This window comes from Streptomyces sp. NPDC005728, from assembly GCF_040630895.1.
GTDB lineage: Bacteria > Actinomycetota > Actinomycetes > Streptomycetales > Streptomycetaceae > Streptomyces.
This window is the reverse complement of record NZ_JBEXYL010000033.1, coordinates 1-23496: the sequence shown is the minus strand read 5'-3', so window position 1 is coordinate 23496 and position 23496 is coordinate 1. Positions and strand designations below refer to the sequence as shown.

General features: G+C 71.4%; 27 protein-coding genes. 11 read left to right on the top strand and 16 right to left on the bottom strand.

The window, feature by feature from the left end:
* Positions 1-7: 7 nt before the first annotated feature.
* Together ABZ471_RS22740 and ABZ471_RS22735 are read right to left on the bottom strand one after the other, a co-directional pair.
* On the bottom strand, positions 8-316 hold the full coding sequence (locus ABZ471_RS22740) for a trypco2 family protein (RefSeq protein WP_359068608.1): 309 nt from the start codon (positions 314-316) through the stop codon (positions 8-10).
* 39 nt (positions 317-355) lie between these two features.
* Entirely contained in the window at positions 356-1159 is an 804-nt protein-coding gene (locus ABZ471_RS22735; RefSeq protein WP_359068607.1) for a nucleotidyltransferase domain-containing protein, read from the bottom strand.
* A 129-nt stretch (positions 1160-1288) separates the two neighbouring features.
* Here ABZ471_RS22735 and ABZ471_RS22730 point away from each other — a divergent pair, with 129 nt between their 5' ends.
* Genes ABZ471_RS22730 through ABZ471_RS22720 form a run of 3 tightly spaced genes read left to right on the top strand, consistent with a single transcriptional unit; the run spans position 1289 to position 2693 of the window.
* Entirely contained in the window at positions 1289-1822 is a 534-nt protein-coding gene (locus ABZ471_RS22730; protein WP_359068606.1) for a hypothetical protein, read from the top strand.
* On the top strand, positions 1819-2232 hold the full coding sequence (locus ABZ471_RS22725; protein WP_359068605.1) for a RidA family protein: 414 nt from the start codon (positions 1819-1821) through the stop codon (positions 2230-2232). The genes ABZ471_RS22730 and ABZ471_RS22725 overlap by 4 nt, the downstream gene beginning before the upstream one ends.
* On the top strand, positions 2229-2693 hold the full coding sequence (locus ABZ471_RS22720) for a GNAT family N-acetyltransferase (RefSeq protein WP_359068604.1): 465 nt from the start codon (positions 2229-2231) through the stop codon (positions 2691-2693). Before ABZ471_RS22725 ends, ABZ471_RS22720 begins: the two co-directional genes overlap by 4 nt.
* 10 nt (positions 2694-2703) lie before the next feature.
* Here the strand turns inward: ABZ471_RS22720 and ABZ471_RS22715 are convergent, their stop codons facing one another.
* Together ABZ471_RS22715 and ABZ471_RS22710 are read right to left on the bottom strand one after the other, a co-directional pair.
* Positions 2704-3426, bottom strand: coding sequence for an aspartate/glutamate racemase family protein (locus tag ABZ471_RS22715; protein WP_359068603.1), 723 nt, complete (start codon positions 3424-3426; stop codon positions 2704-2706).
* A gap of 5 nt (positions 3427-3431) precedes the next feature.
* On the bottom strand, positions 3432-4892 hold the full coding sequence (locus ABZ471_RS22710) for an NCS1 family nucleobase:cation symporter-1 (RefSeq protein ID WP_359068602.1): 1461 nt from the start codon (positions 4890-4892) through the stop codon (positions 3432-3434).
* Positions 4893-5077: 185 nt separating this feature from the next.
* Between ABZ471_RS22710 and ABZ471_RS22705 the strand changes: the two genes are divergently transcribed.
* The gene (locus tag ABZ471_RS22705; RefSeq protein WP_359068601.1) at positions 5078-5752 is read left to right on the top strand and encodes a GntR family transcriptional regulator; all 675 of its coding nucleotides are present in this window, start codon (positions 5078-5080) and stop codon (positions 5750-5752) included.
* Positions 5753-5759: 7 nt separating this feature from the next.
* On the opposite strand, the gene ABZ471_RS22700 is transcribed toward ABZ471_RS22705, so the two are convergent.
* The gene (locus tag ABZ471_RS22700; RefSeq protein ID WP_359068600.1) at positions 5760-6455 is read right to left on the bottom strand and encodes a uracil-DNA glycosylase; all 696 of its coding nucleotides are present in this window, start codon (positions 6453-6455) and stop codon (positions 5760-5762) included.
* 185 nt (positions 6456-6640) lie between these two features.
* On the opposite strand from ABZ471_RS22700, the gene ABZ471_RS22695 reads away from it, so the two are divergent.
* Entirely contained in the window at positions 6641-7294 is a 654-nt protein-coding gene (locus ABZ471_RS22695; protein ID WP_359068599.1) for an RNA-binding S4 domain-containing protein, read from the top strand.
* Positions 7295-7423: 129 nt separating this feature from the next.
* Here the strand turns inward: ABZ471_RS22695 and ABZ471_RS22690 are convergent, their stop codons facing one another.
* The 3 genes from ABZ471_RS22690 to ABZ471_RS22680 form a co-directional block, all read right to left on the bottom strand.
* On the bottom strand, positions 7424-7900 hold the full coding sequence (locus ABZ471_RS22690; RefSeq protein ID WP_359068598.1) for a DoxX family protein: 477 nt from the start codon (positions 7898-7900) through the stop codon (positions 7424-7426).
* 76 nt (positions 7901-7976) lie between these two features.
* Positions 7977-8663 (bottom strand): class I SAM-dependent methyltransferase, encoded by a 687-nt coding sequence (locus ABZ471_RS22685; RefSeq protein ID WP_359068597.1) that lies wholly within the window; start codon positions 8661-8663, stop codon positions 7977-7979.
* 74 nt (positions 8664-8737) lie between these two features.
* Complete coding sequence (locus tag ABZ471_RS22680; RefSeq protein WP_359068596.1) at positions 8738-9649, bottom strand: acyltransferase domain-containing protein; 912 nt, start codon at positions 9647-9649, stop codon at positions 8738-8740.
* Between the two features lie 76 nt (positions 9650-9725).
* Here ABZ471_RS22680 and ABZ471_RS22675 point away from each other — a divergent pair, with 76 nt between their 5' ends.
* Positions 9726-10016 carry a DUF6343 family protein gene (locus tag ABZ471_RS22675; RefSeq protein ID WP_359068595.1) on the top strand — a complete coding sequence of 97 codons (291 nt, stop codon included), beginning with the start codon at positions 9726-9728 and terminating at the stop codon, positions 10014-10016.
* Positions 10017-10040: 24 nt separating this feature from the next.
* Here the strand turns inward: ABZ471_RS22675 and ABZ471_RS22670 are convergent, their stop codons facing one another.
* From ABZ471_RS22670 to ABZ471_RS22660, 3 genes are all read right to left on the bottom strand, one after another.
* Complete coding sequence (locus ABZ471_RS22670) at positions 10041-10421, bottom strand: tetratricopeptide repeat protein (protein ID WP_359068594.1); 381 nt, start codon at positions 10419-10421, stop codon at positions 10041-10043.
* Positions 10422-10470: 49 nt separating this feature from the next.
* Positions 10471-11118: a dephospho-CoA kinase gene (gene coaE, locus ABZ471_RS22665; protein ID WP_359068593.1), complete on the bottom strand. Its 648-nt coding sequence runs from the start codon at positions 11116-11118 to the stop codon at positions 10471-10473.
* 69 nt (positions 11119-11187) lie between these two features.
* Positions 11188-12126 (bottom strand): PAC2 family protein, encoded by a 939-nt coding sequence (locus tag ABZ471_RS22660; RefSeq protein WP_359068592.1) that lies wholly within the window; start codon positions 12124-12126, stop codon positions 11188-11190.
* A 204-nt stretch (positions 12127-12330) separates the two neighbouring features.
* Between ABZ471_RS22660 and ABZ471_RS22655 the strand changes: the two genes are divergently transcribed.
* Positions 12331-13290 (top strand): right-handed parallel beta-helix repeat-containing protein, encoded by a 960-nt coding sequence (locus tag ABZ471_RS22655; RefSeq protein WP_359068591.1) that lies wholly within the window; start codon positions 12331-12333, stop codon positions 13288-13290.
* Between the two features lie 141 nt (positions 13291-13431).
* Here ABZ471_RS22655 and rpsA read toward each other — a convergent pair whose 3' ends face one another.
* A complete protein-coding gene (gene rpsA / locus ABZ471_RS22650) occupies positions 13432-14925 on the bottom strand; it encodes a 30S ribosomal protein S1 (protein WP_020939377.1) in 1494 nt (497 codons plus the stop codon).
* 369 nt (positions 14926-15294) lie between these two features.
* Here rpsA and ABZ471_RS22645 point away from each other — a divergent pair, with 369 nt between their 5' ends.
* Complete coding sequence (locus ABZ471_RS22645; RefSeq protein WP_359068662.1) at positions 15295-16122, top strand: class I SAM-dependent methyltransferase; 828 nt, start codon at positions 15295-15297, stop codon at positions 16120-16122.
* Between the two features lie 117 nt (positions 16123-16239).
* A complete protein-coding gene (gene hrpB, locus ABZ471_RS22640; RefSeq protein ID WP_359068590.1) occupies positions 16240-18765 on the top strand; it encodes an ATP-dependent helicase HrpB in 2526 nt (841 codons plus the stop codon).
* Here hrpB and ABZ471_RS22635 read toward each other — a convergent pair.
* The 3 genes from ABZ471_RS22635 to ABZ471_RS22625 all read right to left on the bottom strand — a co-directional run bounded on the left by ABZ471_RS22635 (position 18755) and on the right by ABZ471_RS22625 (position 21774).
* Positions 18755-19747: a DUF3068 domain-containing protein gene (locus ABZ471_RS22635; protein WP_359068589.1), complete on the bottom strand. Its 993-nt coding sequence runs from the start codon at positions 19745-19747 to the stop codon at positions 18755-18757. The genes hrpB and ABZ471_RS22635 overlap by 11 nt on opposite strands.
* Before the next feature lie 27 nt (positions 19748-19774).
* The gene (locus ABZ471_RS22630; RefSeq protein ID WP_359068588.1) at positions 19775-19909 is read right to left on the bottom strand and encodes an SPW_0924 family protein; all 135 of its coding nucleotides are present in this window, start codon (positions 19907-19909) and stop codon (positions 19775-19777) included.
* Between the two features lie 155 nt (positions 19910-20064).
* Positions 20065-21774 (bottom strand): lytic transglycosylase domain-containing protein, encoded by a 1710-nt coding sequence (locus ABZ471_RS22625; RefSeq protein WP_359068587.1) that lies wholly within the window; start codon positions 21772-21774, stop codon positions 20065-20067.
* A gap of 316 nt (positions 21775-22090) precedes the next feature.
* Here ABZ471_RS22625 and ABZ471_RS22620 point away from each other — a divergent pair, with 316 nt between their 5' ends.
* Positions 22091-22954, top strand: a complete 864-nt coding sequence (locus ABZ471_RS22620; RefSeq protein WP_359068586.1) for a DUF4184 family protein — start codon at positions 22091-22093, stop codon at positions 22952-22954.
* Here the strand turns inward: ABZ471_RS22620 and ABZ471_RS22615 are convergent.
* On the bottom strand, positions 22866-23273 hold the full coding sequence (locus ABZ471_RS22615; protein ID WP_359068585.1) for a hypothetical protein: 408 nt from the start codon (positions 23271-23273) through the stop codon (positions 22866-22868). The genes ABZ471_RS22620 and ABZ471_RS22615 overlap by 89 nt on opposite strands.
* A 156-nt stretch (positions 23274-23429) precedes the next feature.
* Here ABZ471_RS22615 and ABZ471_RS22610 point away from each other — a divergent pair.
* The coding region (locus ABZ471_RS22610) for a CDP-glycerol glycerophosphotransferase family protein (protein WP_359068661.1) at positions 23430-23496 on the top strand (67 nt) is incomplete at its 3' end.

Below are 23496 nucleotides of genomic sequence, written 5' to 3'. Positions count from 1 at the left end.
CGCCGGACTACTCGACGTCGCCCACGGCCACGTCCCCGCCCCCGCGTTGCTCCGGGTTCAGGCGCAGGGTCACACGCTGCGCGGACCGTTTCGTGCGCTCCCCGCGGGCGTTGGCCTCCGCGACGCCGAACCGCAGCGCCCCGCCGCCGTTCTTCGTCCGCACCAGCTCGATCTCGAACTCCGCGGTGATCTCGCCCAGTACGAAGCGCAGGGGGGAGTCCTGGCCACGGCGTTGCGCCTCCGACAGCTGGGCTCGCAGCACCTCGATGGCATCGGCCAGATCCAACCAGTCCTCGTCCTGCTCGCCCCGTGTCATGCCCCGGCCTCCGTCGTCACGTCATCGGGCTCGCACATCCTAATGACTTGAGTCAGGGCCTGCCCAGGGAACCTGTTCCGTCACAGCAGATGCGAAGAGGTCTTCGGCCTTCATGAGCGCGGTCGTCAGGGATCCCGTCGCGGGGTCGGCGACCTCCCTCATGAGGTCGTCGACCGCACGCGGTCCGGCCCGCTCCAACAGCCGCTTCTCGTTCGTCACCCACTCCCCGCGCGCCGCCGGCACCGCGTGGCCGGCCTGTACGGCGGCGGTGGCCGGCGCGCCGGCGACCTCGGTGAGGCGGCCGTGCGGGGCGTGGTTGGCCCTGGCGTAGGCCAGGGTCGCGCGGGCGGTGCCGGACCAGCGCTCGGCTGCGGTCCGGCGCAGTGCGGGCGGGTAGGCCTCCGGGCGGGGCAGTCGGCCCCTCAGCACCTGGTTGACGGCCACCTCGGCCACGATCAAGTAGCTGGGAATCCCGGCGAGATGGAAGAGCAGCGACTCCACCCGGAACCGTCCCGCCGCCGCCTCCGCCAGCTCGTGCTCGACCACGTCGAGGTCCCGGTAGTGCACGTCGACCCGACGTCCGTCGATGGTCAGCCAGGCCCCGCCGTTGAAGACACCGCCGCCCCAGCCGCCGATGCCGGACACCTCGCCCTCCCAGCCGAGGGCGCGCAGGTCGTCCGGGTCGAAAGGGCCCCGGTAGTAGACGGCCAGGTCCCAGTCGCTGTCGGGGGTGTGCGTGCCCTGGGCTCGGGAGCCGCCCAGGGCCACCGCCCGGACCGTGGGGAGGGAGGCGAGACGGTCGGCCGTGGTGGTGAGGAAGTCGGGGTCGGGGAGCGTGGGCATGAGGGCTCCAGCTGCGGTGGGGGTCCTGGTGCGGGGAGCGTAGGGCGGGGGCCGGGGGCGCGGCGACCCGATTGTCAGTGGCGCGCGTTATCAAGGAAGTCGTCACTCATTGTCACGACGGGGGAGGTCATGGTGACGGCTCGGGAGGACGGCGCTCAGGGGCGCCGCGGCCATCTGTCGCCGGCCGGGATGCGTGCCCGCGGGTGGACGGCGGGGCTGGTGCGCCGGCTGCTGGGCGAGCCCGATCTGCTGCGCGACAATCCGTACACCGCGTCGGCTCCGCGGACCCGGCTCTACCGCGTGGAACGGGTCGAAGCGGCGGAGCAGAGCGCCGAGTTCAGAGCCGTGGCGGCGGCAGTCGTACGGCGGTCCGTCGCGGCGAGGGCCGTCGTACGACGGCGGCGGGAGGTGCGGGCACGGCTCGCGGCGGAGCAGCGGGCGGCGGGCGGCGACATGCCCGAAAGCTCGCCCCGGTCCGACAGCGGGGCGGAGAGTCGGCCTTCCTCGTCCGCCGACGAAGCGGTGAGCAGGCCTCCTCGGGTCGGTGAGGCGGAAACGCGGCCTGCTCGGGCCGCCGGTGCGGCGGAAATTCGGGTGCGCAGGTCCGGGCGGGCCGCCGATGATCAGGAGGTTGTCCACCCACGACTCCAGGAGCCGCCATGATCCGGCGAGTGACCGCACCCGGGCTCTTCCCTCCGCCCACCTACTCCCACGCCTCCGTCGTCGAGGCCGGGACGAAGCTCGCGTTCCTCGCCGGGGCCGTGCCGCTCGACGAGAAGGGGGAGGTGGTCGGAGTCGGGGACCCCGTGCGGCAGGCCCAGCAGGTGGTCGCCAATCTGCGCGAGCAACTGCGCGCGGTGGGCAGCGACTTGACGCATGTTCTGTCGACCGACGTGTACGTCGTGAGCAGCGAACCCTCGGTGCTGTCCGCCGTCTGGGAGGTGGTCGAGGCGTCGGGGCTCAGTGCCGGGCCGCACTCGTCGACCCTCCTCGGTGTGGCCTGCCTCGGATACACGGGGCAGCTGGTGGAGATCACGGCGACGGCCGTCGTCCCCGAGGGTGCGCGTCCGTGAGCGCGGGTGCCGGGACGGAGGTCGTTCTGCGCCGGGCGGCCGGCCCGGACGCCGCCGCAGTCGCCGACGTCTGGCTGCGCTCCTACAGCGCCGCCTTGCCCACGGTCGTCCGGGCCCGCTCCGACACCGAGGTGCGCGACTACATCCGGGACGTCGTGGTGCCGTCGCGGGAGACCTGGGTCGCGGACGCCGGTGGCGGCATCGTGGGCATGATGGTGCTCGCCGGGGATCTGCTGTCCCAGCTGTACCTGGCCCCCGAGTGGCGTGGCCGCGGCATCGGCGACCGGTTCGTCGCGCTGGCCAAGGAGCGCAGTCCGGGCGGGCTCGCCCTGTGGACCTTCCAGGTCAACAAGCCCGCCCACCGCTTCTACGAGCGGCACGGCTTCGTCGCCGTCGCGCACACGGACGGCAGCGGCAACGAGGAGCGGGAGCCGGACGTGCGGTACGTGTGGCGGCCCTGAGGGGTACGCCTCACCCCGTCGGCCTCCCCCACGTCCTCCCCTTCGGCAACGGCTGCGCATAGCTGCCCGCCCGGCTAGTCGTCAGGCCCAACGACACCAGCGACTCCGTCAGCTTCACCGCCGCCCCGACCCCGTCGACCACCGGAAGCCCCAGCTTCTCCCCCACCGTCCGTTGCAGACCGGTCATCCCGGCGCAGCCGAGCACCAGGACCTCGGCGCCGGCCTCGCGGGCCCGTACGGCCGCAGCGAGGAAGGCGGCCTCGGTGCGGACCGGGTCGTCGGCGAGGTCGAGGACGCCGAGGCCGGTGCCGATCACGGCAGCGCAGTTGCGGGCCACGCCGGCGGTCTCCAGGCTGTCCTCGATCTGGCCGCAGGACCGGTCGAGGGTGGTGACGACGCCGTACCGACGCCCGAGTAGACAGGCGAGGTGGGCGGCTGCCTCGGTGATGTCCACGACAGGTACCTCCACCAGCTCCCGTACGCCCTCCCGGCCGTGCTCCCCGAACCCGGCCAGCACGACGGCGTCGTACGACGGCCCTTCGTAGGTGCGCAGCGCGTCGAGGACGGCGGCGGCCGACAGGTAGCTGTCGAGCCAGCCCTCCGCCGACTCGGGGCCCCATGCGGGGGTCAGCCCGATCACGGCGGTGCCCGGGCCTGCTGCGGCCCGGGCACCTCGGACGATCTCCTCGGTCATCTCCTGCGTGGTGTTGCAGTTGGTGACGACGATCCGCACGTCCGTCAGACCTCCACCCCGGCCGTCCGGGCCCGCTCGCCGCGGCACAGCACCGCGTACAGCCCGGCGGCCAGCGCCGTGCCGATGAACCAGGAGTACGGCGCCACGTCGCTGAAGGTCTTGACCAGCGCCAGCACCGCGGCGACCGCGGCCGAAGGCAGGAACGCACACAAGGCCTTGGGGTTGACGCCCTTGCGGTAGTGGTAGGGGGAGCCGGGGGTGGCGTCGAAGAGTTCGTCCACGTTCACCCGGCCGCGCTTGACCGCGTAGTAGTCGACCATGATCACGCCGAACAGCGGACCCAGGAAGGCGCCGAGGCCGCCGAGGAAGTAGTTGACCACGGTCGGGTTGGAGAAGAGGTTCCAGGGGGTGACGATCAGGGCGGCCACCGTGCTGATCATGCCGCCGACCTTGAAGGTGATCTTCTGCGGCCAGACGTTGGCGAGGTCGTACGCCGGTGAGACGAAGTTGGCGACGATGTTGACGCCCATGGTGGCTACGGCGAACGTCAGCGCGGCCAGTACCAGCACCCAGGTGTTGCCGACCTTGGCGACCAGCTCCGCCGGGTCCGTGATGGCCTCGCCCCAGACCTCCAGCGAGCCCGCGGTGACGATGACGGAGACGACGACGAAGGCGGTGGAGTTGATGGGCAAGCCCCAGAAGTTGCCGCGACGGACCGTCTTGTAGTCGGGTGCGAAGCGGGAGAAGTCGCAGAAGTTGAGCATCAGCGTGCCGTAGGTCGCGAGGATCAGGCCGATCGCGCCGAACCACTGCCGCCACTGCTCGCCGACGGAGACCGGGTGCGGAGTGGAGGTCAGCGAAATGCTCCAGTGGGCCTTGGCCAGGACCCATACCGCCAGCGCGATCATCACCAGCCAGATCGCCGGACCGCAGAAGTCCTGGAACTTCCGCACCGATTCCATGCCCTGACTGATGATCAGCGCCTGGACCAGCCAGAGGGAGACGAAGGAGATCCAGCCGAGGGCGTCCAGGCCGAGGAAGGAGCTGTGGGTGAGGGACTCCAGGCCGGGCCAGGCCGCCAGCAGCATCACATTGACGGCGACGGAGGCCAGATAGGTCTGGATGCCGTACCACATGATGGCGATCACGGCCCGGATCAGGGCCGGGATGTTGGCACCCCAGACGCCGAAGCTGATGCGGCTGACGACGGGGAACGGGACGCCGTGGCGCTGGCCGATCTTCCCCATCCAGTTCATGCCGATGTAGATGAGCACGAAGCCGGCGAGCAGAGAGGTGAAGACCTGCCAGACGTTCATGCCGAGGACCAGCAGGCCGGCGGCGAAGGTGTAGTTGCCGAGGTTGTGGACGTCGGACATCCACATGGCGAACAGGTCGAAGACCTTCCAGTTCCGCTGCTCGGCGGGGGCGAGGTCCTCGTTGGTGAGGCGGGGGTCGGGGACGAACGCTGGGACGCCGGTGGCTTCGGCGTGGTCGGCGAGGGACACGGGGCCTCCATGGGTTAAGGGACGGAGGAGAACGGCTGCTGGCCTCGGATGCCGGACCGGGGATGCCGAGTGGAGTGTGTTTGGTATACCAAACTGCCGTCATGGTCCCGCCGTCAAGCGTTCGGACCGATGTCATCCCTGTTACTTCTCCGTAAATGCGCCGCCAGGTCGGCGAAGATGGCCCCATGAGCTCCACGAAGACGAAGACCGAACCCCTCGGTGCGGTACGCGAACGGGTCCTCGCGACCCTGCGGCAGGACATCATCGCGGGGCGCCTCGGGCCGGGCGACCGGCTCGTCGAACGGGAGCTGGCCGAGCGGTTCGGTGTCTCGCGGGTGCCGGTCCGGGAGGCGATCCGCGCCCTGGTCGCCGAGGGCTTCGTCCTCTTCGAGTCGGCACGGCGCACGGTCGTACGCCGGCTCACCCCGACCGATGTGAAGGAACTCTTCGAGCTGCGCGAGGCGTTGGAGGTGTACGCGGCGGGACTGGCCGCGGCACGGGCGACACCGGAGGCGCTGGCGGAGCTGCGGGGGCTGCTGTCCGAGGCCGCGACGGCGACGAAGGAGGGGGACGGCGAGGCGATCACGGACATCAACACCCGCTTCCACGACAGCATCCTGGCCCTGGCCGGCAACACTTTGCTGATCTCCGTCATGGAACCGGTCGACGGCCGGCTGCGCTGGCTCACCCGGCAGAACGCGGAGTGGCCCCAACTCCTCGACGAACACCGCGAGTTGTACGAGGCCATCGCCTCCGGCGACCCGGAAAGCGCCCGCACCCTCGCGCTCGCCCACGTCCGCGCCAACTACCGCTCGACGGTACGCCACCTGTTCGGAACCGACCCCGAGGACGCCGGCTGAGGGCCCGCTACGGCAGCCCGGCCGCGTCGGCCGCCGTCCGCAGCACCTCCCGCAGCATCTCGGGGGTGAGCCGGCCGGTGAAGGTGTTGCGCTGGCTGACATGGAAGCAGCCGAACACCTCCAGGCCGTCCAGGGCGACCCGGGTGCCGTGGGCGAAGACGGGACGAGGCCGGGGTACGGGCCAGCCGGCCTCCGCGAACGCGGGCAGCGCCGCCTGCCAGCCGAAGGCACCGAGCACCACGGCCGCCCTGAGTGTCGGGCGCAACAGCTTCAGCTCCTGGACCAGCCAGGGGCGGCAGGTGTCACGTTCGCCCGGGGTGGGCTTGTTGGCGGGCGGGGCGCAGTGCACGGGCGCGGTGACACGGACGCCGTGCAGCTCCAGGCCGTCGTCGGCGCGCACGGAGGTGGGCTGCGAGGCCAGCCCCACGTCGTACAGCGCCTGATAGAGCACGTCTCCGGAACGGTCACCGGTGAACATACGGCCCGTGCGGTTGCCTCCGTGCGCGGCGGGGGCCAGCCCGATGATCACCAGGCGCGCGTCGGCCGGGCCGAAGCCGGGCACCGGCCGACCCCAGTAGGTCCAGTCGGCGAACGCGGCCCGTTTGGTCCGGGCCGCCTCCTCCCGCCACTCGACCAGCCGGGGGCAGGCCCGGCACGCGGCGACGCGCCGGTCGAGCCGAGCGAGCGCGCTGCTGTCGTCCATACCGCCACGGTATGCCCGGCCCCGCCGCGCCACCCCGGGCCGGGGCCGCGTCCGGGATGGGCCGAGGTGCACGGGGACCGCCGGGCCGGCGGGGTCGCGAGGCTGGGTCTCCTTCACCGTCCTCCTGGCGTGGGCCCCGGAAAAACGCCTCCGGCTCATCCGGCCCGGCGGGTTAAGGTCGGGGCATGGCTTCCGAGGATGCGGACGAGAACGTGCACCGTGACACCGGCGGACCGGGCGAAGCGAGCGGACCGGCTCCCGCCCAGGACGCCAAGGGTTCCGAAGCCTCCGACACCCTGCCGCTCGACCCCGAGACCACCGCCGACGCCCAGCCGCTCGACCCCAAGATCGCCGCCGCGGTGGCCGCTGCCGAGGCCGCCGGACCGGCGAAGGGCGAGACCGTACGGCTCGACAGCTGGATCTGGGCCGTCCGTCTGATCAAGACCCGCTCCCTGGGCGCCACCGCCTGCCGTGGCGGGCACGTCCACGTCAACGGCGAGCGGGTGAAGCCCGCCTACTCCGTGCGCGTCGGCGACGAGGTGCGCCTCCGGCAGGAGGGCCGGGAGCGCGTCGTGATCGTCAAGCGCCTGATCCGCAAGCGCGTCGGCGCGCCCGTGGCCGCCCAGTGCTACGTCGACAACTCCCCTCCGCCCCCGCCTCGGGAGGCCGTGGCCCCCGCCGGTCTCCGCGACCGCGGCACCGGCCGCCCCACCAAGCGGGACCGCCGTGAGCTGGAACGACTGCGAGCGCTGAACAGTCTCGGCGGGCCGGGCAGCCCCGGCGGGTCGCAAGGAATCAGCGGGTCCCAAGGACTCGGCGGCCGGCCCCGGGGGCGATGAGCCGCTCGCGGACGGAGACCCACCCCGGTCGACGGACTTCGACGGACTTCGACGCACAGCGACGGACACCGGTGACGTCGGCCAGGCCCCCGCGGCCCGGCCGACGTCACCGACGGTGTCCCGCACAGGTCACGCCCTCCGGCCCGCCCGCTGCACCAGCCGCAGCAGCTCCGCAGTGTGCCCGCGCCGGGCCCAGGCGATCACGACGAGCGGCACGATCAGGATCAGCGGGGTCGCCGCGTACTGTCCGTCGAAGACGGTGAGCTGGACGATGAACGCGCCCACCATCAGCGCACTCAGCGCCACCGCCGCAACCGACTGCAGAACCGGCACCAGCAGCGCGACCGCGCCGGCCAGTTCGAGCGCGCCGATGATGTACATGCCCGCACTGCCCCAGCCGATCCTGTCGAAGGACTCCACGGCCGACGGGTGCGCGATCAGCTTGGGCAGCGCGCTCGCGATCCCGAAGAAGAGGGCGAGCAGCACCTGCACCGTGCGCAGGGCGATCCGGGCGAAGCGACCACGAGCGGTCCCGGAAGCGGCGGAGGACGAAGCGGCGGAGGACACGGAAGAAGCGGAAGCGGCGGGGGCGGTGGTCTCGGACATGAGGGTCTCCTGGGTGAAGCGGTCCCGGTTGCTGTCACCGAGATAGACCGGCCGCGGCCCGAGAACTCATCGCCCGCTACGCCACCGGCACCGGCACCGCCCTCACCCACATCCCGTCCGGGGTCAGATACGCGTCCACCTCCAGTCCCGCCTCCGCCAGCGCCTCCTCGAACTGCTCCTTCGTCAGGGGCCGGGCCAGGAAGGTCTGCGTCCAGCCCGTGTCCGGGAACACATACTCGGCGCGCACCGAGCGCACCCCGTCGCCTACCGGCTCCGACGACGCGATCCGCACGGTGAAGCCGCTCGGGTCGACCCGCTCTCTCGGCACCTTCGTGTGATAGTCCGCGCCCTCCCGCTGGATGAGCACGCAGCCGCCCTCCGCCACATGCCGGGCGCAGGCGCGCAGCATGCCCCGGCGCACCTCGACGTCACCGGTGTGCACGAGGAAGGACGCGAGCATCACCACATCGAACTTCTCGCCCAGGTCCAGGTCCTCGACCGGACCGCATATCGTGCGCGCTCCTCGGACACGGGAGAGCATCTCGGCCGACTCGTCCACCGCCGTGACCCTGAAACCGCGCTCCAGCAGGGCGTGGGTCACCCGGCCCACTCCGCTGCCCAGCTCCAGGATGTGCGCCCCGGCGGGCACGGCCCCCGCGATGACGTCCGGCTCGTCGCCCACCGGGAGCCGCGCGTACAGCTCGACCGCGCAGCCGTCCGGGGTGATCGCGCCCGGTCCTGTTCCCTCGTATCCCTCACGCATTTCGACCGTCATGCCCGAACAACGGGCGGCCTCCGCACGCCCGTTCCCACCCGGCCCCGGTTCACTCGTTCGGGCTATTCATCCCTGAGCGGGAACCATCCGTGCCCGACGTACCAGTGGCCTCCCACCCGCAGATGGTCGCCGACGGCCCGCTCCACGGAGGTCCGCCGCGGCAGTTGAGCGACCGGCAGGTCCGGATCCCCGAAGACGAACTGGACGGGCTCGGTGTCGGCCGGTTCCGTGTCCTGGCGGGCGATGCGGAACCGCTCCTGGAAGCGGACGATGTTGGACTGCGCGGGCAGGTACCGCTTCAACTGGGCGTCGAGCAGCCAGGAATGGCACAGCACGGCTTCGGCCTGTTCCTCGGGGAAGTACAGGTCGAAGAACTCCCGGGCCAGCGCCAGGGAACGGTCGCAGGCGGACGGCGTCAACGGGCCGTGGAAGTCGGGGATGTGCAGGTCCAGGCAGGGCATGCCGGGTGCCGCGTCCAGGCCCGCCGCGGCGATGACCGGTGCGCAGCGCCGCTCCAGCCGCGCCCGCTCGAACTGCAGCCGTCCCAGCTGGTACAGCTCCCCGCGGAAGTGATGGGCGAGCCAGCGCGGCGACTGCACCCCTGCCCTGCCGTGCCGTCTGCGGTGCACCGTCATGTGCCGGCCCAGGTCGGCCAGGGTGCGCCGGGAGATCTCGGACGGGATGCCGCGTTCCCGGTGATAGCCGAGGGTGCGCGGGACCGCGGCGACGAAGACGTACACGGCGAGGAGGCCGTTCAGCGCGGGCGGAGCGGATGCGAGCAGCTCGCCGAGATCCGGTGTGCGGTCCGTCTCCCCCAGGTCCCGGAGCAGCTCCTCGACGCACTCCTCGAGGAGGCGCCGGGTGCCCGCGTCACCCGTCACCGTGCGCCGCATCGCCACCAGTTCGTTGATGTCCTCGTGCGGCACGGCCAGGTCGAGGAGCAGTTCGGGCAGGTCGTCGGCGTCCGGCAGCATGCGCGTCCCCCTTCGGCGCACGTCGTTGATGAACGTCCCCCACGAAGAGTACGTTGCAAGGAGGACTGGTGAACCGATGCGTACGGGCAGTGAGCCGGCGACCGCGCGCAGTGCGCTGCGAGCGCGCTTCTGGCTGAGCATGTGGGGACTGGTCTGGGCGATCTTCGGCACGGCGGCGTTCGCGCTCGTCGGGCGCCCCGGCTGGGCGGTCGCCTGCGGGGTGCTGTGGCTGGTGGCCACCGTCGACATGACCATGATCCTCAGGCACATCCGACAGGGCCCGCACTACCAGCCGGGCCGGACCATCCCGCCGTACCGGCCGCCGGAGAGCCGTCCGCCCTACCCGCGGCCGCCCCGGCACCCGTGACCCCAGGGTGCCGGCACGCTGGGGTCAGGAGTCGAAACGGGCCGCCTTCAGGTACTGCGGATTGGGATCGAGCGCGGCGGCGAGCCGGAAGTGACGCCTGGCCTGGTCGGCACGGCCCTGGCGCTCGTAGGTGCGGGCGAGCGCGAAGTGCGCGAACGCGTTGTCCGGCTCACGCTCCAGCACGATGGTGAACTCCAGCTCGGCGGGCCGCAGTTGCGCGGCCGCGAAGAAGGCACGCGCGCGCAGCAGCCGGGCCGCGGTGTTCTCGGGGTGCGCGGCGATGACGCCGTCCAGCAGCTTCACCGCACCCCGCGGATCCCGCGCGTTGAGCAGTTGCTCCGCCGCGCGGAAGTCGATGACATGCGTCTCCGGAGTGCGTCCGGTCGAACCGCTGGTCTCGGGCACGGCAAAGTCCTTCCCTCACTACAGCGGTTCAACGCGCTGGCACGGGCTGCTATTCCGTGCCGCCGTCACGCGGGCGCCCGTCCCCGGATGCCGCCCGGGACGCGCGTGCCCTGCGCACGAGGTCGTCCCAGACCTCCGCCACGCGCTTGTGCAGCGCGTCCAGGGGTACGTCGTTGTCGATCACGATGTCCGCGATCTCTCTACGCTGCTCGCGGGTCGCCTGCGCGGCCATACGCGCGCGTGCGTCCGCCTCGTTCATCCCGCGCAGCCGGACCAGCCGGTCGAGCTGGGTCTCGGGGCTCGCGTCGACGACGACCACCAGGTCGTACAGCGGCGCCAGGCCGTTCTCGGTGAGGAGCGGCACATCGTGGACCACGACGGCATCCTCGGCCGCGGCGCTCTCCAGCTCACGGGAGCGTACGCCCACCAGGGGGTGCACGATCGAGTTGAGGACGGCCAGCCTCTCGGGGTCGGCGAAGACGACGGAGCCGAGTCTGGGCCGGTCCAGGCTGCCGTCCGCGGCGAGGACCTCCTCGCCGAAGGCCTCCACCACGGCCGCGAGTCCGGGCGTCCCGGGCGCCACGACCTCACGCGCGATGCGGTCGGCGTCGATCAGGACGGCCCCGTGTTCCACGAGCAGCCGCGACACCTCGCTCTTGCCGGCGCCGATGCCGCCGGTCAGGCCCACTTTCAGCATGAGCGGAAGCTTAGGCCCTGCCACTGACAGGGCCGCCCGCGGCGTCGGGCCGCAGCCCGGACAACTGCCCTAGCTGTCGCCCTCCCGCTCGGCGAGGAACCGCTCGAACTCCCGCCCGATCTCGTCGGCGGACGGAATCTCGACCGGCTCGGCGAGCATGTTGCCCCGCGTCTCGGATCCGGCAGCCGCGTCGTACTGGTGCTCCAGGCCCTCGACGAGTGCCGTCAGCTCCTCGTCGCCCTCCTGGATCTGGCGGTCGATCTCGGTCTGCGTGCGATGCGCGTCCGTGCGCAGGGAGTGTGCGACGGCCGGCAGCACCAGACCCGTGGCGGCCGTGACGGCCTCCAGGACGGTCAGCGCCGCGTCCGGGTACGTGGATCGGGCGATGTAGTGCGGGACGTGCGCGGCGACGCCCAGCACATCGTGTCCGGCCTCCATGAGGCGGTACTCCAGCAGCGATTCGGCGCTGCCGGGCACCTGGGCCTCGTCGAAGGGGCTGCGGTGACCGGGCACCAGGTCGGTGCGGTTGCCGTGCGGGGTGAGGCCCACGGGGCGGGTGTGCGGGACGCCCATGGGGATGCCGTGGAAGTTCACGGACAGACGGACGCCGAGCCGCTCCACGATCTGCCGGACGGCGGCCGCGAACCGCTCCCACTCGACGTCCGGTTCGGGTCCGGACATCAGCAGGAAGGGTGCGCCGGTGGCGTCCTGGACGAGGCGGACCTCGATGCTCGGCTCCTCGTAGTCGGCCCAGCGGTCGCGCTTGAAGGTCAGCAGCGGGCGACGGGCCCGGTAGTCCACGAGCCGGTCGTGGTCGAAGCGGGCCACGAGCTGGTGGGGCAGTGAGTCGAGGAGCCGGTCGACGATCTGGTCGCCGGTCTCGCCCGCGTCGATGTATCCGTCGAAGTGGTAGAGCATGACAAGTCCGGCCGACTCCTGGGCGAGCGCCATGTCGACGACGGCCAGGCCCTTCGGCTCCCATGCGTACAAACCCTGCGGATCAAGCACTGTGACCGCTCCTCCTCGTGTTCCACATCGACAACGCGCCCTGGGGCGTGGGCATTCCCGCGTCAGGCACCTGATCGGTCACCGCATGCCGCGCACCTTGACGCCCCGTCAGCTGGTCCGTACCTTCACGAAGAACCGATGTTCACATCCACACACTCTGTTCATGTATGAGATTCCGTGTCCGCTCGACAGGAGGCACCCCCCATGCGCACGCGTACGCTGCTCACCTCCCTGCTCGCCGCGACCAGCGCCACCGGCGGCCTGCTCCTGTGTGCAAGCCCGGCCCCGGCCGCCTCGACCATCGAGGTCGGCACCGCGGCACAGCTCAAGACCGCGCTCGGCAGCGCGAAGCCGGGCGACACGATCCACCTCGCGGACGGCACGTACACCGGCAACTTCAAGGCGACCACGCCGGCCACAGCCGGGGCGCGCATCACCCTGACCGGTTCCCCGAAGGCCGTGCTCACCGCGGGCGGCGGTTACGGCCTGCACCTGAACGGCGCCTCCTACTGGACGGTCGACGGACTGACCGTGACCGGCGGCCAGAAGGGCATCATGATCGACACGGCCAGGGGCGTCGTGGTGGACGGCGTGACGGTGCACGACCTCGACATGGAGGGCGTGCACTTCCGCAACTCCAGCACGGACGGCGTGATCAGGAACTCGAAGATCTACGACACCGGACACGACGGCCGGGGCATGGGCGAGGGCGTGTACGTGGGGACCGCGAACACGCTGTCCGACAAGAGCGACCGCATCCGGATCCTGGGCAACACGATCGGCCCCGGTGTCGGCGGTGAGAACGTCGACATCAAGGAGGGAACAACGGGCGCGCAGATCGTCGGCAACACCTTCGACGGCAGCGGGCTGACCGGCGCCAACTACGACGACTCCTGGGTCGACGTGAAGGGCGACAACGTCCTCGTCCAGGACAACACCGGCAAGAACACCGGCAACGACGGCTATCAGACCCACACCCAGCAGTCCGGCTGGGGCTGCGGCACGGTCTTCAGGAACAACAAGTCAACTTTGACCGGCGCGACGGGCGCGACACAGCTGGCGATCAACGTCACCAGCCACAGCTCAGGCTGCACAACGACGGTCTACAGCAGCAACACGGTGACAGGCGGCAAGGGCTTGACCAACATCACGGTCACTCCCTGAGGACGCGGGGAACTGCGCGACGAGCCCTCGACGGGCCGCCCTCGAAGCAGGGCCGGCAGCCCCACGAACGTCTGAGGGCCCGCACCTCGAAAGGTACGGGCCCTCAAAGCTAGAGGTTGACCCTCAGCTCAGTGACCGAGCTCAGCTCTGCCCACCGGCCAGCTTCTCGCGGAGAGCGGCCAGCGCCTCGTCCGAGGCCAGGGCACCGGAGGTGTCCGCACCCTCGGAGGAGTACGAACCGCCACCCGACGCGGCCGGAGCGGCAGCCTCGCCACCCTCGGCGGCAGCGGCAGCGTCGGCCTCGCGGGACTTGATGACCTGCTGCTGGTGCTGCTCGAAGCGGGTCTGCGCCTCGGCGTACTGGCGCTCCCACTCCTCGCGCTGCTTCTCGTAGCCCTCGAGCCAGTCGTTGGTCTCGGGGTCGAAGCCCTCGGGGTAGATGTAGTTGCCCTGGTCGTCGTAGGACGCGGCCATGCCGTACAGGGTCGGGTCGAACTCGACCGAGGCCGGGTCGGCACCGAAGGACTCGTTGGCCTGCTTCAGCGAGAGGCTGATGCGACGACGCTCGAGGTCGATGTCGATGACCTTGACGAAGATCTCGTCGTTGACCTGGACGACCTGCTCCGGGATCTCCACGTGGCGCTCGGCCAGCTCGGAGATGTGGACCAGACCCTCGATGCCCTCGTCCACGCGGACGAACGCACCGAACGGAACCAGCTTGGTGACCTTACCCGGGACGACCTGACCGATCTGGTGGGTCCGGGCGAACTGCTGCCACGGGTCTTCCTGGGTCGCCTTCAGCGACAGGGAGACGCGCTCGCGGTCCATGTCGACGTCGAGGACCTCGACGGTGACTTCCTGGCCGACCTCGACAACCTCGGACGGGTGGTCGATGTGCTTCCAGGACAGCTCGGAGACGTGGACCAGACCGTCGACGCCACCCAGGTCCACGAAGGCACCGAAGTTGACGATCGAGGAGACCACACCGGAGCGGACCTGACCCTTCTGGAGGGTCGTGAGGAACGTCTGGCGGACCTCGGACTGGGTCTGCTCCAGCCAGGCACGGCGGGACAGGACCACGTTGTTGCGGTTCTTGTCCAGCTCGATGATCTTGGCCTCGAGCTCCTTGCCGACGTACGGCTGGAGGTCGCGGACGCGGCGCATCTCGACCAGGGAGGCCGGGAGGAAGCCACGGAGGCCGATGTCGAGGATGAGACCACCCTTGACGACCTCGATGACGGTACCGGTGACGATGCCGTCCTCTTCCTTGATCTTCTCGATGGTGCCCCAGGCACGCTCGTACTGGGCGCGCTTCTTCGAGAGGATCAGGCGGCCTTCCTTGTCCTCCTTCTGGAGAACAAGGGCTTCGATCTCGTCGCCGACCTTGACGACCTCGTTCGGGTCGACGTCGTGCTTGATCGAGAGCTCGCGGCTCGGGATGACACCTTCGGTCTTGTAACCGATATCGAGCAGGACCTCGTCCCGGTCGACCTTCACGATGACGCCGTCGACGATGTCGCCGTCGTTGAAGTACTTGATCGTCTCGTCGATCGCGGCGAGGAAGGCTTCCTCGTTACCGATGTCGTTGACCGCAACCTGCGGGGTGGTGGCGGTGGTCTCGGTGCTGCTCGTCATGTGGGAAAGGGCTCCGGTTACGGACAGAAAGTCGTAGGTACTGCTACGCCGGGAGCCCGTATCGCTCTGATGAAGCCGGACAGCCAAGGAAGCGCCCCACCAGTAACTGGTGATGGCGCCTCGACAACCGAGGGGACATACAACAGATGCGAGCGCAGCCTGCTACGTCTGAGGTGCGCAGGCCCGCAGCGCAACTTGTAGCATACGGGGGCAGCCGGACATGGTCAATGCGCGAAGGCGCACACCCGGGGCGGATCGCCGCATACCCGGCACAAGATTCGTCCCGGGAGGCCACGCAGGGCTGCGGAACCCCTTCCGCGACACGCGCGCGTCCGGCGGGTTGGACGGAAGAGTACGACGAGGGAGCCGATCATCCAAGAGTCCGAAGCGCTCGACCCTGAGGGGTTCGAGCCGGAAGCCACCCGCCGTGACGCCTCGGTCGCGGAAAGCTCCCGCGCCAACCGTGGCTGGTGGGACCGAAACGCGGACGAGTACCAGGTCGAGCACGGCACGTTCCTCGGCGACGACCGCTTCGTGTGGGGCCCGGAGGGCCTGGACGAGGTGGAGGCCGAGCTGCTCGGCCCGCCGGAGGACCTGAAGGGCAAGGAGGTCCTGGAGATCGGCGCGGGCGCGGCGCAGTGCTCGCGCTGGCTGGCCGCCCAGGGCGCCCACCCGGTGGCGCTGGACCTCTCGCACCGCCAGCTCCAGCACGCCCTGCGCATCGGCGGATCGTTTCCCCTGGTCTGTGCGGACGCCGGCGCGCTGCCCTTCGCGGACGCCTCTTTCGACCTGGTGTGCTCCGCGTACGGGGCACTGCCGTTCGTCGCCGATCCGCGGCTGGTGCTGCGCGAGGTGCGCCGGGTGCTGCGGCCGGGCGGCCGGTTCGTCTTCTCGGTGACCCATCCGATCCGCTGGGCGTTCCCGGACGAGCCCGGCCCCGAGGGTCTGTCGGTGGCCTCGTCCTACTTCGACCGCACGCCCTACGTGGAGCAGGACGACGAGGGCCACGCGGTGTACGTCGAGCACCACAGGACGCTCGGCGACCGCGTCCGGGACATCGCGGCCTCGGGCTTCCGGCTGGTGGACCTGGTGGAGCCGGAGTGGCCGGCCTGGAACACCTCGGAGTGGGGCGGCTGGTCTCCGCTGCGCGGGAACCTCATCCCGGGTACGGCGATCTTCGTCTGCGAGCGGGACTGACAAGCCCCTCTCTTCCGCGTACGCCTTTCCAGGCACGTCTTTCTCGGCACACCTTTACTGCGCATACTGCGCACGCGCGCGTGAGGGGTGTTTCCACGTGCGTACGACACTAGGGGCGTGATCCGTTACGACGCCCTGGACGTGCTGCCCGTCCGTGCCGCCCTGCCCGCGCTGAGCGACGCCCTGGAGGGGCACGGCACGGCCGTGCTCGTGGCGCCGCCCGGCACCGGCAAGACGACGCTGGTGCCGCTGGTGCTGGCGGGGCTGGTCGGCGGCGGTCCGGCCCGACGGGTCGTGGTCGCCGAGCCGCGGCGGATCGCGGCGCGGGCGGCGGCCCGGCGGATGGCGTGGCTGCTGGGCGAGAAGCCCGGCGAGAGCGTCGGGCTCACGGTGCGCGGCGAGCGGGTCGTGGGGCGGCACACGCGCGTGGAGGTCGTGACGACCGGTGTGCTGTTGCAGCGGCTGCAGCGCGATCAGGAGCTGGCGGGCGTCGACGTGGTGGTGCTCGACGAGTGTCACGAGCGGCATCTGGACGCCGACACGGCGGCCGCGTTCCTGTGGGACGTGCGGCAGACGCTGCGGCCTGACCTGCGGCTGGTGGCCGCGTCGGCGACCACGGACGCGCAGGGCTGGGCGCGGCTGCTCGGCGACGCTCCGGTGGTCGAGGCCGAGGGCGTCTCGCATCCCGTGGACGTGGTGTGGGCGCCGCCCGCGCGTCCGGTACGGCCGCCGCACGGCATGTGGGTCGATCCGGCGCTGCTGGGGCATGTGGCGTCGGTGGTGCGGCGGGCGCTGGCCGAGCGGGAGGGGGACGTGCTGTGTTTCCTGCCCGGTGTGGGCGAGATCGCGCGCGTGGCCGGGCAACTGGGCGAGCCTCGCGGGGTCGAGGTGCTGCAGGTGCACGGGCGGGCGCCGGCCGCCGTGCAGGACGCGGTGCTGGCGCCCGGGCAGCGGCGCCGGGTGGTGCTGGCGACCTCCGTGGCGGAGTCGTCTCTGACGGTGCCCGGGGTGCGCGTGGTGGTCGACTCGGGGCTGGCGCGGGAGCCGCGTGTGGACCACGCGCGCGGGTTGAGCGGGCTGGCGACGGTACGGGCGTCACGGGCGGCCGGGCGGCAGCGTGCGGGGCGGGCCGGGCGTGAGACGGCGGGGGTGGTGTACCGGTGCTGGGCGGAGACCGAGGACGTCCGCCTGCCGGCTTTTCCGGCGCCGGAGATCAAGGTGGCCGACCTGACCGCGTTCGCCCTTCAGACGGCCTGCTGGGGCGATCCGGACGCCTCCGGGCTGGCGTTGCTGGACCGGCCGCCGGGCGGGGCGATGGCGGCCGCGCGCTCCGCGCTGACCGCGGTGGGGGCGGTGGACTCGGCCGGGCGGGCCACGGAGTTCGGTGTGCGGCTGGGGCGGCTGGGGGTGCACCCTCGGCTGGGGCGGGCCTTGCTGGACACGTCCGGTGGGGGCGCCTCGGTGGTCGCCCTGCTTTCCGAAGAGGTGCCGCGGGACTACGGAGATGATCTTGCCGCTGCTTTGCGGCGTGCCCGGCATGGAGGTGATGCCTACGCGGCGCGGTGGGCTGCGGAGGTACGGCGGCTGCGGGCCGTCTCGGGGGAGTTCTCCCACCCGCCCGCCGATGACCGTCGGTCACAGGTGACCGTCCAAGCCGAGCCAGGCACCGGTGACGACCGGCTCGTCGGCGTCGTCGCCGCTCTCGCCTTTCCCGAGCGTGTCGCCAAGCTCGACGGCGGGTCGTACCTCATGGTGTCCGGGACCCGCGCCGAGCTGCCCGAGGGGTCGGCCCTGCGCGGAGCGTCCTGGATCGTCGTCGCCGTTGCCGATCGGCCCGGCGGGAAGGGGCACGCGCGCGTGCGGCTCGGAGCGGCCGTGCACGAGGACGTGGCGCGGGCCGCCGCCGGGGCGCTCCTCGAGGAGCGGGACGAGGTGCACTGGGCCGACGGGGATGTCGTGGCCCGGCGTGTCGAACGGCTGGGGGCCATCGAGCTTGCCGTACGGCCCCTGAAGGACGTCGGTCCCGGTCTCGTACGCGGCGCCCTCCTCGAAGGGCTCAGGCAGGAGGGGTTCGGGCTGCTGCGCTGGTCCCCGGAGGCGGAGGTGCTGCGGCAGCGGCTGGCGTTCCTGCACATCCGCCTCGGGGCGCCGTGGCCGGACGTGTCCGGCGAGGCGCTGCACGTGCGCGTGGACGAGTGGCTGGAACCGGAGCTGGGCCGGGCCCGGCGGCGGGCCGATCTGGGGCGGATCGACGCCGGGCAGGCGCTCGCACGGCTGCTGCCCTGGGCGAGCGGTGAGGCCGCCCGGCTGGACGAGCTGGCGCCCGAACGGATCACCGTACCGAGTGGGTCCAGAATCCGGATCGACTACGGGGATCCGGAGCGGCCCGTCCTCGCGGTGAAGTTGCAGGAGCTGTTCGGGTTGCAGGAGACGCCCACCGTGGCGGGGCTGGCGCTGCTCGTCCATCTCCTCTCCCCCGCCGGACGGCCCGCCGCGGTCACGGCCGACCTCGCCTCCTTCTGGAAGGACGGCTACAAGGGCGTGCGCGCGGAGCTGCGCGGGCGCTATCCGAAGCATCCGTGGCCCGAGGACCCGGCGACCGCCGAGCCCACCCGGCACACCAACGCGCGGCTCAGGCGCTGACCGGTTCGGGTTCCGCCGCCTGTGTGGGTGCCGGGTCCTCGGGGCGGCGGCCGTGTGCCTCCAGGTAGAGGGAGAGCGCGAGGAGCAGGACGCCGAGGGCCAGGAAGCCCCAGGGCAGGTAGGAGGTCATCAGCAGGACCAGGGTGCGGTTGTGCTTGACCAGGGCGACGGTGTGCTCGATGTAGTCCTCGCGCATCTTCACGTCCCCGGCGAACGCCGTCACCTTGGCGCGGCCGCCGAGCAGGGTGCCGCCGCGCAGTTCCTCCCTGTGGAGCTCCTCGCCGTAGACGGGCGCTCCGGTGACCGGTTCGACCCAGAACTTCCGGACCGTGCTGTACCAGCGGGTGGTGCCGGTCTTCGCCACCGACTCGGGGGTGATGCCTTTGACCGGCATGGTCTTGGGCATGCCGACCTTGGTCCAGGGGATGGTCTGTTCGAAGTAGTAGACCTTCAGACCGCGGAAGGTCTGGGTGCCCTTGTAGTGGATGGGGTTGGTGGCGCGGGTCTGCGCGTCGAAGTACTCGTAGTCGCGCTTCTGGGTCAGGAAGGGCCACTTGAACTCGATGCCGTCCCGCTTGACCGGGTCGCCGTCGACCGACTCGCCGGTGGCGTGGACGGGGTCCTGGCTGTGGGCGTCGAAGATGTAGCGCTCCGGGATCCGGGAGATCATCTTGCCGTCGGGGCCCTGGAGGTAGGACAGTCCGTCCCAGACGACGACGGGCCGTCCCGCGCTCTTCTCGATCTTCTCGGCGGCTTCCACGTTGCCCTTGAGGGTCTGCACGATGGTCACCTCGGAGACCTTCTTCGCGCTCATGGTGCCGTAGTCGAGGAGGGTGGCGCCCTTGGCCTCCAGGACCATGTCCTGGTACTGGTTCGCGGGGATCCTGGCCAGGCGCGGGAAGGCGTACCAGCGCAGCAGCGGGGACAGCGCCGCGAAGAACACGGCGCAGGCGAGCAGGACCAGGCTTGCCTTGCGGCGCATTCCGGCCTCCCTCCCGGACGGGCGCTGCTACGGGTGCGCGGGCACCGTCGTCAGCAGCGGCTTGGGGGACGTCCGGCCCGTCGGCGTACCCATGGCGCTGATCGCCAGGACCAGGGCGAGCGCGAGGGCGAGACCGGACGCGGCGGCGATCAGGGCACGCATGCGGACCTCCCGTCGGACGGTTCCTGATGGATCGTCAGGTGCGGCAGGCACCGTAGCAACGGGCGGCCGAGATGAGAACACATTGCGCACACGGACGAGGGCGCCCCCTCCGTGACGGAGGGGGCGCCCTGCGGTCCTGCGTGTCGTCCGTGCCGTCAGGAGGTCGCGGACGGGGACGGGCTCGGCGAGGGGCTCGCCGGGGCGTCGGCCGCGGCGACCGTCAGTTCGACGGTGAGGGTCGCCCCGCCGGTGGTGGTGATGCGGAGCAGGAAGGTGCCGGTGGTGTCGTCCGCGTACAGCTTCGGCAGCGTGAGCAGACCCTTGTCGTCGGTCTGCAGGTTGGCGAGGGTGCGCAGGGGCTTGCCGTCGGCGTCCTTGAAGTAGGGGCCCTTGTCGTTCCCGGTGGGGTCGTCGGCTGACTTGATCAGGGTGGCGGTGGCCGCGACCTGGTCGGCGACAGCACCCTTGTACGTCGCCTTCACCTGGACCTGGTCGGCGAACTCGCCGCCCGGGGTGCAGGTCAACGGGGTGTCAGTGGTGCGGGCGAGGGCGTCGGCGGCGCGCGCGGTGACGGTGGCCGTGTAGCCGACGACCTTGACCTTGTGGCCGACGACTGCGGTGGTGATCTTGAAGTCGCCGGTCTTCTCGCCCGCCTTGAGCACGGGTGCGAGCGCCACGCCCTTGGCGTCGGTGGCAATGGTGGCCACGGTCTCGCCGCCGGCGAAGGTGGCGTCGGTGTCGCCGGTGATGGTGAACCGGATCCTGACCTTGGCGACGGCCGCCCCGGCCTTGGTCTCGGCGCGGGTGCCGATCCGCTGCCCGAACACGTCGCCGGCCGTCGCGGTGAGCTTCGCCGTGCCCGTGTCCTCCAGGTGGTCCACGGTGTCGGAGGGCGTCTGCGGAACCGGCGGCTTCGGCGGCGTCGGCGGCTTGGGCGGCTTCGGGTCGGGGGTCTCCTTGCCGCCGCCGGGCTTGTCCGGCTTCGGCCTGGTCTTCGGCGGGTCGGAAGGCTTCGCCCTGCCGTCGTCGCTGCGGCGGGAGGGCACGGTGCCGGTGCCGTCGGGCACGGAGTGGGTGCCCTTGCGGTAGTACTCCAGCCAGTTCAGGACCAGGTTCAGGTAGTCCTGCGAGTTGTTGTAGCTGAGGATCGCGCGGTGCAGGTCGGACTCGTGGGACAGGTCCCAGCCGTAGCGGCACAGGTAGTGGCCGGCGGCGAGCGCGGCGTCGTAGACGTTGTTGGGGTCCGCCTTGCCGTCGCCGTTGCCGTCGCGGCCCGCCCAGGCCCAGGTGGACGGGATGAACTGCATCGGGCCGACGGCGGCATCGTAGGTGCTGTTGCCGTCGTACGCGCCGTTGTCGGTGTCCTTGATGAGCGCGAAGCCGTTGCCGTCGAGCTGCGGACCGAGGATCCGGCCCAGGGTCGTGCCGTTGGCGTCGACGCGGCCGCCGCGGGCCTGGCCCGACTCGACCTTGCCGATGGCGGCCAGGAGTTGCCAGGGCAGGTTGCAGCCGGCCTTGGAGCCGCGCAGCTCGGCCTCGGCCTTCTTGTAGGCGTCGAGGACCGTCGCGGGGATGCCGGCCTCGGCCTCGCCCCGGGAGACGGGCGTGCCGATGGTGGGCGACGGGCTGGGGTTGGGGCTGTTGAGCGGCGGCAGATCCGTGTAGTACGGCGAGTTGCCGGTGGCGTTGCCGTCAGCGGTCGCGTCGGGTACGGAGGTGCTGGCGCCGGCCGCGGCCTGTCTGCCGTGGTCCTCGCTGCCGGCCGCTCCCGGACCCTGGGACGCGGACAGAGCCGCGACCGCTGCGGCGGCCACCGCGGTGGTCGCCGCTCCCTTGCGCATCCGCCTGCCGATGTGCGCCGCCATAGAGTGAACCCCTCCCGTGAACGCCCGTGCGTCCGTCTCCGTCTGTGTGCCTCGCTCTGGTGTGACGGTTGACCCGGTGCTGTGGTTGCCCCTGTTCCACCATTCCACCCGTGGGACATGCATTCGATCACGTCTGGCACGGCGACCCAGGTGACCCTACGACAACCTGCCTGGCGCGGGCACCCGTTCGCGCCCGGTTTTCACCGATTGGCCAACTATCGTTGGCACGTACGGCCCCGGCCGACCCTCACGCATACTGGACGGACATGATCACCGGTTCGGGTACGACGGCCGACGACTGCTCCAGGGGGCCCTGTTGCCGTTCACGCTCAGCCATGCGGCAGCCGTACTGCCCGCCGTCCGCCGGGACGGCAGCGGCCGGGGCCGGCTGGTGCCCTCGGTGCTCGTCGCGGGCTCCTTCGCGCCCGACTTGACCTATTACGCCGCGAGCGTCCTGCCGGGCGGGATGGAGTTCGGTACGGTCACCCACTCCCTGCCCGGTGTGGTCGGCGTGGACGTGCTCATCTCCTGGGCGCAGGTGGGTTTGTGGCTGCTCGTCCGGGAACCGCTGGTGGCGCTGCTGCCCCGGGGTCGGCAGGGCCGGCCGGCCGCTCTGTTGCGCTGCGGTGCGCCACGCGCGCGCGTGCGGGTCGTCTCCGTGCTGTGGTGGTACGTCTCCGCGGTGCTCGGCGCGCTGACGCATGTCGTGTGGGACGCGTTCACGCATCACGACCGGTGGGGGTCGCGGCTGATTCCGGCCCTCGGCCGGGAGGTTGAGGGCATGCCGCTCTACACATGGCTGCAGTACGGCACGTCCGCGGTGGCCGCCGTGGTGATCGCCGTGTTCCTGGCCCGCGCGCTGCGGCGGGCGCCGGCCGGCGAGCCGGCGGGGGTGCCCGCGCTGTCCGCACGGGACCGGTGGTGGGCCGGTGCCGTGCTCGGCGGCTGCGCCCTGGTGGCGGCGGTGCAGCGGGCGACGCGGTGGTGGGCCTACTGGGGTACGAACGCGAATCCCTGGGACCTGGTGCCCACGCTGTGCTTCGGTGTGGGCGCCGGGCTGGTCCTCGGGGTGCTGGTGTACGCGGCCGGGGTCAGGGTGTGGCGCCCGGCCGGGGTTCCGGGCGGTCCCGGTGGGGTGGTCGGTGCGGGGCGGGACCGTACGGCCGCTCGGCGAGGGTGACCTCGAAGACGGTGAGGGTGCGCCGGGGCCGTGTCCTCGGGATCAGGGTGAGCAGCAGCGCGAGGTAGCCGCGGGCGAGGTCCGGCCAGGCGCGCCAGTCGGGGGCACGGCGGGTACGGGCGGCCAGCCGGCGCCGGAGGTCCGCCACGGTCCTGCGTACGGTCGTGGCCAGGTCGGCGGGGATGCGGGCGGTGCTTGCGTCGGCCGCGAAGGGCGGGACCGGCGAGGCGGGCGTGGCCTGGGCCGAGGCGGTGTCCGCCCGGGCCGGGATGCCGTCGCGCGCCTCGGGCGTCCGGCGGTGTTGCATGCGTATACCCATGCTCGCAGTGTTGCGGCTGCAAGGCTCGGGCGGCGTTTTGGCGGGGGCCACGTGAGTGAAAGGCCCTCCGGGGGTTCAGCCGCATCCGGGAGGAGATTCGCATGCAAGGGCGATTCGTAGGAAGGGAAGCGAGAGGGCGTTGCCGGGTTCCCGGTCATCGTCTACGCCGACGACTGGGAGACGTACCGGACCACCCGGGGCGTCTACTTCGACCTGATGGCCG

Coding starts and splice junctions, on each gene's coding strand:
- ABZ471_RS22635 (WP_359068589.1), bottom strand. CDS start 19,747: ATGCGCCGCAAGGCAAGCCTGGTCCTGCTCGCCTGCGCCGTGTTCTTC.
- ABZ471_RS22685 (WP_359068597.1), bottom strand. CDS start 8,663: ATGCGTGAGGGATACGAGGGAACAGGACCGGGCGCGATCACCCCGGAC.
- ABZ471_RS22680 (WP_359068596.1), bottom strand. CDS start 9,649: ATGCTGCCGGACGCCGACGACCTGCCCGAACTGCTCCTCGACCTGGCC.
- ABZ471_RS22625 (WP_359068587.1), bottom strand. CDS start 21,774: ATGGCGGCGCACATCGGCAGGCGGATGCGCAAGGGAGCGGCGACCACC.
- ABZ471_RS22730 (WP_359068606.1), top strand. CDS start 1,289: ATGGTGACGGCTCGGGAGGACGGCGCTCAGGGGCGCCGCGGCCATCTG.
- ABZ471_RS22675 (WP_359068595.1), top strand. CDS start 9,726: ATGCGTACGGGCAGTGAGCCGGCGACCGCGCGCAGTGCGCTGCGAGCG.
- ABZ471_RS22740 (WP_359068608.1), bottom strand. CDS start 316: ATGACACGGGGCGAGCAGGACGAGGACTGGTTGGATCTGGCCGATGCC.
- ABZ471_RS22630 (WP_359068588.1), bottom strand. CDS start 19,909: ATGCGTGCCCTGATCGCCGCCGCGTCCGGTCTCGCCCTCGCGCTCGCC.
- ABZ471_RS22735 (WP_359068607.1), bottom strand. CDS start 1,159: ATGCCCACGCTCCCCGACCCCGACTTCCTCACCACCACGGCCGACCGT.
- ABZ471_RS22690 (WP_359068598.1), bottom strand. CDS start 7,900: ATGTCCGAGACCACCGCCCCCGCCGCTTCCGCTTCTTCCGTGTCCTCC.
- ABZ471_RS22615 (WP_359068585.1), bottom strand. CDS start 23,273: ATGGGTATACGCATGCAACACCGCCGGACGCCCGAGGCGCGCGACGGC.
- ABZ471_RS22655 (WP_359068591.1), top strand. CDS start 12,331: ATGCGCACGCGTACGCTGCTCACCTCCCTGCTCGCCGCGACCAGCGCC.
- ABZ471_RS22725 (WP_359068605.1), top strand. CDS start 1,819: ATGATCCGGCGAGTGACCGCACCCGGGCTCTTCCCTCCGCCCACCTAC.
- rpsA (WP_020939377.1), bottom strand. CDS start 14,925: ATGACGAGCAGCACCGAGACCACCGCCACCACCCCGCAGGTTGCGGTC.
- ABZ471_RS22705 (WP_359068601.1), top strand. CDS start 5,078: ATGAGCTCCACGAAGACGAAGACCGAACCCCTCGGTGCGGTACGCGAA.
- coaE (WP_359068593.1), bottom strand. CDS start 11,118: ATGCTGAAAGTGGGCCTGACCGGCGGCATCGGCGCCGGCAAGAGCGAG.
- ABZ471_RS22695 (WP_359068599.1), top strand. CDS start 6,641: ATGGCTTCCGAGGATGCGGACGAGAACGTGCACCGTGACACCGGCGGA.
- ABZ471_RS22700 (WP_359068600.1), bottom strand. CDS start 6,455: ATGGACGACAGCAGCGCGCTCGCTCGGCTCGACCGGCGCGTCGCCGCG.